Origin of the sequence: Streptomyces sp. URMC 126, from assembly GCF_051386555.1 — a bacterium.
Classification (GTDB): domain Bacteria; phylum Actinomycetota; class Actinomycetes; order Streptomycetales; family Streptomycetaceae; genus Streptomyces.
On record NZ_JBPQTX010000335.1, the window covers coordinates 1 to 7384 of the forward strand.

The following is a 7384-nucleotide window of genomic DNA, read 5'->3' on the forward strand; positions in this document are numbered from 1 at the left end:
CTTGTCGGTGGCCTGCGCCCGCTCGGCGTCCTGCGTCTGGGCGAAGCTCTCCACGCTCTGCGCGACCGGCTTGACCGGCGCCGGCACCGGCGCGGCCACGGCGTGCGAGGCGGCACCGAACGCCACGGCGGCGGCACCGGCGGCGGTCAGCGCCGCGGCGGAGAACTTGTGGGCCTTGGTCAGACGGGTATAGCCGGAGTGAGTGGAGCGCATCAGAAGCAGGACCTCTCAGATCGGGGACACCGCACGGAGCCGGAACCGGCGCAAACGAAAGCGCCGTTCTCGGTCGGACGGCGCCGTGCGGTCCAGTAATTGTTAGCGGCCCGGAAAAACCCCGACAAGCACTGTGATCTACTCCCCCGCTTCGTTCACGCAGCCTCGAAAGACCTCACAAGCCCCTGGAATTGGGCGGTGCTCAGCACTAAAGAAGTCCGTATGTGATCGAGGCCCTATGCGCGGCCTCACAGCGACCGCTCCGTACCGTCGACGAACCGTGGCCCCACGCATACGAAACGCGCGCTGTCCGCCGGGCTATCTCAGGTCGGCCCTCATGGCATGGACGTCTCCACGGCTGTCCGTCAGGTACAGCACGCCGTCGCCGACGGCCGGGCCGCTCCGGGGGTCCGGGCTGAGGAGGAGTTCCTTGCAGGCCAGCCTGCGGCCCGTGGAGAGCCGTCGTGCGGTGAGCCGCGCGGCACGGTCAGCGGTGAGGAGGGTGTCACCGGAGAAGAAGGCAGGGGTGAGCAGCCTGCCTTCCGTCTTCCTCTCCCAGGCCACGTCGCCGCACCGTCCGTCGAGCACGGTGAGCCGGCCGTCCGTGTCGCCGAGGACCACCCGCCCTTCCCCCGCGGCCGGGGCGGCGGCGAGGGGCGCCGCGGACGCGTACGTCCAGAGCTCACCGCCGTCCGCCGGGTCGAGGCTGGTGACCATGTGGTGCTCGGGACCGGCACGTTCGACCACGTAGAGGCCCTGGTCGGTGGCGGTGAACCACTCCGGGACCAAGGGGCTCCCGAACGAGCGGGTCCACATGTGCCGCCCCGTGGCCGCGCCGACCGCCACGACGCGGTCCTCGGCGGCGTCCGCCGGTCCCGGCGCGCTCGTCACGTAGAGCACGGCATCGGCGACCCGTACGGGTGCGCAGGTCATCCGCGCCCCGGTGGGAGAGGGCGGCCGGCGGTCGGCCCCGGTTTCCGGGTCGAGGGCGCGGAGGGTGGTGTCCGGAGCCGCCGCGTACAGCGTGTCGGCGGACGCGGTCAGGAAGCCGTCGCGGACCTTGACGGGGCGGACGTGCCGCGGCCGGCCCGTCCGGAGGTCGACGGCCTGAAGCGCACCGCCGCGGCCCGGGAAGTACACCGCACCGCCGTGGAAAGCGGGAGGCCCCGTGTGCCGCATCCGGATCAAGGGATATCGGCGATGGGACTTGGCGTCGATCACGTACAGCAGGCTCTTCTCCTGAACGATCAGGAGGCCGTCGTGCAGGACGGGCTGCCCGGCGGGGCCCGAAGCCGCCGCGACACGCCAGGGCGACACGGGCTGGGGGCGGACGGCCGGAGACCGGCGGTTGGCCCGGGTGCCGCTCGTGGCTCGTTTCCGGGGCTTCTTCCGGACTTTCGCCAGGGCTATGTCGTACTGCAGCCGGCCACCCAGGCTGGGGGTCTGCCCCGGCCCCTCGCGGTGCACCTGCTCGCAGGCGTACGTGTGCAGTTCCGACACCGTGATGAGGCCGTCACCGTTGAGATCGGCGGCGCCACTGCGCAGGCCCGCGACGAGCGCTCCGGTGAAGCGCGAGAGAGCGGGCGCTCCACCGTCCGGATGGTCGCCCTCCCAGGCAAGCTGGTTTCCGGTTCCCGCGGTGAGCACGACCCGGCCGTGGCCGGCCAGCGCCTTCTCGAAGCTCGCCGCTCCCTCACCCTTGGCCCCGGGCGGGAACAGGCCGCTGTGGCAGCAGTCGAGAATGACGACGATGCTCCGGGCCCGGCACGCGTCCATCGCCTCGCGGACGAGGGTGGCCGGGATTCCCGTGAAGATGGGCTGGTCCCGGTCGGTGTGCCGGAGCGCGAAGTAGAGCTTGTCGTTGCTCTCCAGCCCATGGCAGGAGAAGTACAGGAGCAGGAGGTCGTTCCGTCCCGCCTGCCGGAAGAAGTCGCCGATCGCGCGGTCGACCAGGGACCTGTCGGTGTCCACCAGGTCCTGTACTTCGAAACCGCCGATCTCCGGGTCCTTGAGGACTTCGGCCAGCGCCGCGCAGTCCGCCGCGGGTGAGAGCAGCGTGCTGAGCCTGTCGTCCTCGTACTCTCCCGCGCCGATGAGCAGGGCACGGCGGCCGCCCTCACCGGTTGCCTCGTGCTTCACTGCGTCGTGCCCTGATCCGGTTCGGGGTCGTCCCGGTCGTCGTCCGGCCGCGGCCTGTGGGCGAGGAACGCGTCGAGGAGGCGCTCGCGTTCGTCGGCGGTGGCGTTGCCCAGTTCGATCGTGCGGCCGTCCAGCTCCACCTTGACGCCGCGCACCGGCCGGTTCTTCAGCCAGGTGTCCGTGAGCCGGACCGCCTGCCGCAGCACGAAGGGCGCCGCCGTGACGACGAGCATCCCCGCCGTGACCAGCTCGCCGCCCTTCGTCCTCTCCGGCTCCTCATGGTCGGCGTGGTGCGACCGCACGTCCTCCACGTCCAGTTCGAGGAGGGTCCGGCGCAACCGGCCGCTGAGCTCCCGCAGTTCCTCTTCGTCGGTGTCCGGAAGTCCCAGCAGCGCCAAACGTATGGTTCCGCTCACCCTGTGCTCCGCTTTCCTCACGTCGTGTGCGGCTCACCTTACGCTCGGCGGTGACGGCCGACGGACGTGCGCCCGGTCAGCGCTGTGGGATCGAGCCGACGAGGCCGCCGTCGACGATCAGGTCCTGGCCGGTGATGTAGGCGGCGTCGTCCGACGCGAGGAACGCCACCGCCGCCGCGATGTCCTCCGGCCGTCCGAGGGTGCCGAGCGGCACGTCGGCGGCGTTGCGGGCGTGCTGGGCCGGGTCCGTGACGGACTCCCGGTACATCTCGGTGTCGATGAAGCCGGCGCTGACGGAGTTGACGCGGATGCCGCGCGGCGCGAGGTCGGCGCCGAGGGTGCGGGCCAGGTTGTGCACGGCCGCCTTGCCGGCCGAGTAGACGGAGGCGACGGCCATGCCGCGGTGCAGGGTCCAGGAGGCGTTGAGGACCACGGCGCCGCCCTTCCGCAGCAGCGGCAACGCCTTTTGGACGGTGTAGAAGACGCCCTTGACGTTGACGTCCAGCATCCGGTCGACGTCGTTCTCGGTCAGCTCCGCGGCGGGCTTGAAGATGCCGACGCCCGCGTTGGCGAAGAGGGCGTCCAGGCCGCCGCGCCAGGATGCGACGCGCCGCATCAGCGCGTCGAGCTCGGCCGGGGAGGCGGCGTCGGCGCGGACGGCGAGGATGCGGTCCGCGTCCCCGCCGAGCTTCTCGGTCGCGGCCTTGAGGCGGGTGTCGTCGCGGCCGGTGATGATCACGTGCGCGCCCTCGTCGAGGAGGCGCCCGGCCGTGGCGAGGCCGATGCCGCTGGTGCCGCCGGTGATCAGGACCGTCTTGTCGGTGAAACGATTCATGTCCGGCATGCTGGCAAGATCGGCTCGGGTGCGGGGAGCGGTTGCCGAACCTGTTGTCGCCACCACCACGTTCGCGCTCTTCCCGTCCGGGCATGCGCGGATCCGATCCCGCCGCCGGTCGGCCCGGCGTCGTCGATCCGTCCGCCGGGCGTGGGAACCTTCCTCCTCCCCGGACCGTCTCCAGAGCCTGAGGCGCTCGCAGGATGAAGGGACCGCAGCGGTGACCGCAGTTTTGTCCGCCCCTATGCCCTGTCCGTCGGCGCCTCGCCGCCGTCCGGTGTCCCGTGAGGGCTCCGACACCCCTGTGTCCCGTAAGGGTTTCTCGGCCCTTAAGGGTTTTCCGGCCCTTAAGGGATCGGTGTCCCCTAGGGGGCCGGTATCCCCTAGGGGGGCCGGGCCCCTACGGGGGCTCGTGGCCCCTAAGGGCTCCGCTGCCCGTAGGGGGTGCGCGTGAGCGGCGGACGCGGCAATCGTGCCGGGGTCTCGGCCGGGGCCGCCCTGCTCGGGTTCGTCGTGGCGGCGGTGCTGGTGCTCCGGCACGGCGGGAACGGGCTCCCCGTCGACGCCGACGTGCGCGCCTGGGCGCTCGCCCACCGTCCGGACGTCGGGGTCGCCGCCGCCCGGGCGGTCACCGCCACCGGCACCGGCCCCGTCCCCTATCTGCTGGCCTTCCTCGCCGGGTGGCTGGCGGCGCGCGACAGACGGCGGCGGCTGTGGGCGGCCGGCGCGGCGGTGGCCGTCCTGGCCTGCGGGCAGGCGGTCCGGTACGGAGTGCTGGCGGCGGTCGCCCGGCCCCGGCCGCCCGTCGACGGCTGGGCCACGCATGCCGACGGCTGGTCGTTCCCCTCCGGCCACACCGCCACCTCGGCCATGGCCGCGGGGCTGATCGCCGCCGCCCTGCTGCTCCACTCCCGCCGGGCCGCCGGGCCGGTGGTGGCCGTGGCCGGGTGCTGGGCGGTGGCGGTGGGGCTGAGCCGCGCCTACCTCGGGGTGCACTGGTTCACCGACGTCATCGCCGGCTGGCTGTTCGCCACGGTCTGGCTGAGCGTCTGCGCCTGGGCCGCCCTCCGCTTCCTGCCCGCGACGCGGCACGGGACCGCCCCGCGCGGCGGTCCGAGGGGCGGGGACGCCGGTGACGGCCGTGGCGATGGTGGCGATGGTGGCAACAGGCGTGGCAGCCGTGACAGCCGCAGTAGTGGCGGTAGTAGCGGTAGTGGCGGTAGTGGCAGCGGAGGTGCCGGCCGGCGGGGCGAGCAGCGGGTGAGCGGGCCCGGGCGCGGTGAAGCGGACGGCCGTGGAACAGACGGTCCTGGAGCGGACGGCCGTGGCGCGGACGGTCCTGGAGCAGGCCGCCGTGGACGTGGCGGGGCGGGCGGCCGTGGGTCGTCCGGCCGCGGCGATGCGTCCCGCTCCGCCTGACGGACAGCAGCGTGGCCCCGCACCCGAGACTCCTCACCGAGTACGGCGTCTACCGTGAAGCACCATCGCCGCCACCATCGATGCCGTAGGGGATCCCTTTTGAGCGCGCTGACGACCCTCACCCGCATCTGCCCGCCTCCCCCGGAGCCGGCCGCCCACCCCGGACTGGTACGCGGTGGAGACCGCCCTGGGCATGCGGCTCCCCCAGGACTACAAAGATCTCGTCGCCACCTACGGGCCGGGGAGTTTCGCCGACTACCTGCACGTCTACCATCCGGCAGGCCCCACCCGGTGGGTCGACCTGACCGGCCCCGTGCCGGAGGCGGTCCGGGCCCAGTTGCGGCACGACTACGACCGGGGGACCCACCCGGTGCCGTACGATCCGCGGTTCCTGTTCAACATGGCGGGCACCGACAACGGCGAAGACCTCTTCTGGATCACCGACCCGCTCGACTCCCCCGACTCCTGGGGCATCGCCGTCAACGAGGCCCGCGGCCCCCAGTGGTTCCTCTTCGACGGCACCCTCACCCGGTTCCTCGCCGACGCTCTCGGCGGGCGGATCGACGTCCCGCAGTTCCCGGCGAACGTGCTCGAAACGGCGTCCGTCTTCACGCCGTACCCGCCGGGCCCCGAGGACCTGCCCGTCGTCGAGGTCCGGCCGCCCGTGGACACCGACGTCATCCGCCGGTGGGCGCGGGAGAACGGCTTCGAGGTACCCCCGCGCGGTCGGATTCCGCTCGTCGCGAGGGAAGCCTGGGAGCGGGCCCACCCTTGGCCGGACCCGGACGGAACGGCGGTACGGGGGCCGGCCGGGCCCCCGGAAAACCCGGAGCGCGCCGCCCCCACCCGCCCCTAGGGTGACCGACATGCGCCCCGAGTACCCGCCCAAGCCCCGTCCCGGCGACCGCGTCGCCGTCGTATCGCCCTCGGCCGGGCTGCCCGGCCTCTTCCCCCGTCCGTTCGAGCTCGGACTGCGACGGCTGGAGGAGGAGTTCGGCCTGGTGCCGGTGGAGTTCCCGGCGACCAGGAAGATGGGCTCCTCGCCACGCGAGCGGGCGGACGACCTGCACGCCGCCTTCGCGGACCCGACGATCACGGCGGTGTTCAGCAGCATCGGCGGCGACGATCAGCTCACCGTCCTCCCCCACCTGGACCGGGACCTGATCCGCGCCCACCCCAAGCCCTTCTTCGGCTACAGCGACAACACCAATCTCCACGCCTGGCTGTGGAATTCCGGCATCGTGAGCTATCACGGCGGGAGCGTGATGGTGGAGCTCGGCCGGCCGGGGGCCCTGCACCCGGTGACCGCCGCCTCGCTGCGGGCGGCGTTGTTCGCCTCCGGGCCGTACGAACTCTCCGAGGTGCGGGAGTTCAACGACGTCGACCGGCCCTGGGACGACCCCGACACCTTCCTGAGCGCGCCCCCGATGCGCCCCTGTCAGGGGTGGACCTGGCGGAACCCCGACCGGGTGGTGGAGGGGATCTCCTGGGGCGGCAACATCGAGATCCTGTCCTGGCTCCTCATGGCCGGCCGGGAGATCCGGGAGCCGGAGGCGTACGAGGGGTGCGTCCTCTTCCTGGAGACCTCGGAGGAGCAGCCGCGCCCGGCCGACGTGTACGGCATCCTCCGCGCCATGGGCGAACGCGGGCTGCTGCGCCGTTTCCCCGCCGTTCTGGTCGGCCGGGCGAAGGGCTGGTCGCTGGACCGGCGGCGCACTCCCGAGGAGGGCGACGCCTACCGGCGGGCGCTGCGGGCGGCGGTGGACCGCGCGCTCGACGAGTACGCGCCCGAGGTGCCGGCCGTCTTCGACGTCGACCTCGGGCACACCGACCCGCAGCAGGTGATCCCTTACGGGGGCACGGTCCGGGTGGACGGGCCGGCGCGGCGGATCACGGTGACGTACTGAGGTGACCTGCCGAGTCGGACCTGCCGAGTCGGACCTGCCGAGTCGGACCTGCCGAGTCGGACCTGCCGAGGTGACGTACCGAACCGGGCCGCCGCCCCGCGTTCCTGGTCACATGCCCGGAACGGGCCTGCTCCCCCGGCCGTGGCCATGCTTCAATAGGGGCATGGCCAGCCACCGGAACATCGCGAAGGGTCGCAGCGACCTCGAGCCCTTCTGGCCGTCCCGTCAGCACCACGACTTCGACCGAGTGTGTTGTCGCGCGTGTCCTCGCGCGCAGGCCCACCTTCCTCGCTGACCCCCGTCGAAGTCAGCCGTCGGCACCACTGCCGGCCAACGGCCCGCGCCAGTACGTCTTTTCGACGTTCCCCGCGCGAAAGAGCTGAGCTCATGTCGAACCTCCGTACGCTGACCGCTGCGACCTCTTCCCCCACCCGTCCCCCTCATCCCGTCCACCC

At 72.6% G+C, this 7384-nt stretch carries 6 protein-coding genes and 1 pseudogene; 3 read left to right on the plus strand and 4 right to left on the minus strand.

Annotated elements, in window-relative coordinates; all coding sequences use genetic code 11:
- The 4 genes and pseudogenes from ACSNOK_RS28345 to ACSNOK_RS28360 form a co-directional block, all read right to left on the minus strand.
- Nucleotides 1-213, minus strand: a pseudogene (locus tag ACSNOK_RS28345) (transglycosylase SLT domain-containing protein); the annotation flags it as partial.
- Between the two features lie 318 nt (nucleotides 214-531).
- Nucleotides 532-2352: a caspase, EACC1-associated type gene (locus tag ACSNOK_RS28350; RefSeq protein WP_436783641.1), complete on the minus strand. Its 1821-nt coding sequence runs from the start codon at nucleotides 2350-2352 to the stop codon at nucleotides 532-534.
- Complete coding sequence (locus ACSNOK_RS28355; RefSeq protein ID WP_436783642.1) at nucleotides 2349-2768, minus strand: hypothetical protein; 420 nt, start codon at nucleotides 2766-2768, stop codon at nucleotides 2349-2351. Before ACSNOK_RS28355 ends, ACSNOK_RS28350 begins: the two co-directional genes overlap by 4 nt.
- 76 nt (nucleotides 2769-2844) lie before the next feature.
- Nucleotides 2845-3603, minus strand: coding sequence for an SDR family NAD(P)-dependent oxidoreductase (locus ACSNOK_RS28360; protein WP_436783643.1), 759 nt, complete (start codon nucleotides 3601-3603; stop codon nucleotides 2845-2847).
- Between the two features lie 450 nt (nucleotides 3604-4053).
- On the opposite strand from ACSNOK_RS28360, the gene ACSNOK_RS28365 reads away from it, so the two are divergent.
- The 3 genes from ACSNOK_RS28365 to ACSNOK_RS28375 all read left to right on the plus strand — a co-directional run bounded on the left by ACSNOK_RS28365 (nucleotide 4054) and on the right by ACSNOK_RS28375 (nucleotide 6929).
- Complete coding sequence (locus ACSNOK_RS28365; RefSeq protein ID WP_436783644.1) at nucleotides 4054-5022, plus strand: phosphatase PAP2 family protein; 969 nt, start codon at nucleotides 4054-4056, stop codon at nucleotides 5020-5022.
- A 193-nt stretch (nucleotides 5023-5215) separates the two neighbouring features.
- Nucleotides 5216-5878, plus strand: coding sequence for an Lsr2 family DNA-binding protein (locus tag ACSNOK_RS28370; RefSeq protein ID WP_436783645.1), 663 nt, complete (start codon nucleotides 5216-5218; stop codon nucleotides 5876-5878).
- A 10-nt stretch (nucleotides 5879-5888) separates the two neighbouring features.
- Nucleotides 5889-6929 (plus strand): S66 family peptidase, encoded by a 1041-nt coding sequence (locus tag ACSNOK_RS28375; RefSeq protein WP_436783646.1) that lies wholly within the window; start codon nucleotides 5889-5891, stop codon nucleotides 6927-6929.
- The last annotated feature ends 455 nt before the right edge of the window (nucleotides 6930-7384 follow it).

Bases quoted from the DNA above. Each gene is read 5' to 3' on its own strand.
- ACSNOK_RS28360 (WP_436783643.1), bottom strand. From the start codon at position 3,603: ATGAATCGTTTCACCGACAAGACGGTCCTGATCACCGGCGGCACCAGC.
- ACSNOK_RS28370 (WP_436783645.1), top strand. From the start codon at position 5,216: ATGCGGCTCCCCCAGGACTACAAAGATCTCGTCGCCACCTACGGGCCG.
- ACSNOK_RS28375 (WP_436783646.1), top strand. From the start codon at position 5,889: ATGCGCCCCGAGTACCCGCCCAAGCCCCGTCCCGGCGACCGCGTCGCC.